Origin of the sequence: Marinobacter sp. BW6 (genome assembly GCF_008107725.1) — a bacterium.
Taxonomy (GTDB): Bacteria; Pseudomonadota; Gammaproteobacteria; order Pseudomonadales; family Oleiphilaceae; genus Marinobacter.
This window is the reverse complement of the sequence record NZ_VIRN01000013.1, coordinates 1-374: the sequence shown is the minus strand read 5'-3', so window position 1 is coordinate 374 and position 374 is coordinate 1. Positions and strand designations below refer to the sequence as shown.

The 374-nt window shown below is 39.0% G+C and carries 1 pseudogene; it reads right to left on the bottom strand.

The features are described from left to right. Positions 1–374, bottom strand: a pseudogene (gene purH / locus FMN52_RS00050) (bifunctional phosphoribosylaminoimidazolecarboxamide formyltransferase/IMP cyclohydrolase); the annotation flags it as partial.

Below are 374 nucleotides of genomic sequence, written 5' to 3'. Positions count from 1 at the left end.
GATTTTCACCATAACGCAAAACTTGTTTTCGATTGTAAGTTAATGTTACTTTTTCTGGGAAAGTTTCTCCAGTGATGTTCGTTAAGTATTCTGCAATTAAAGCATCATAGGCCGCTGTGTGCCGAAAAACTTTCGCAGCTAGACGTTGGCGCGTTTCAAAAGTAGTTGCGCCGTGTTCTTCTAGTTCTGTAAGTACCGTATCGTAATCCGCTGTATCAACTACAACAGTTACCGCTGCATAATTTTTCGCAGCTGAGCGTAACATCGAAGGTCCGCCAATATCAATATTTTCAATCGCTTCTTCTAAAGTAACACCAGATTTTTGAATCGTTTCTTGGAAAGGATATAAATTTACAACGACTAAATCAATTGGC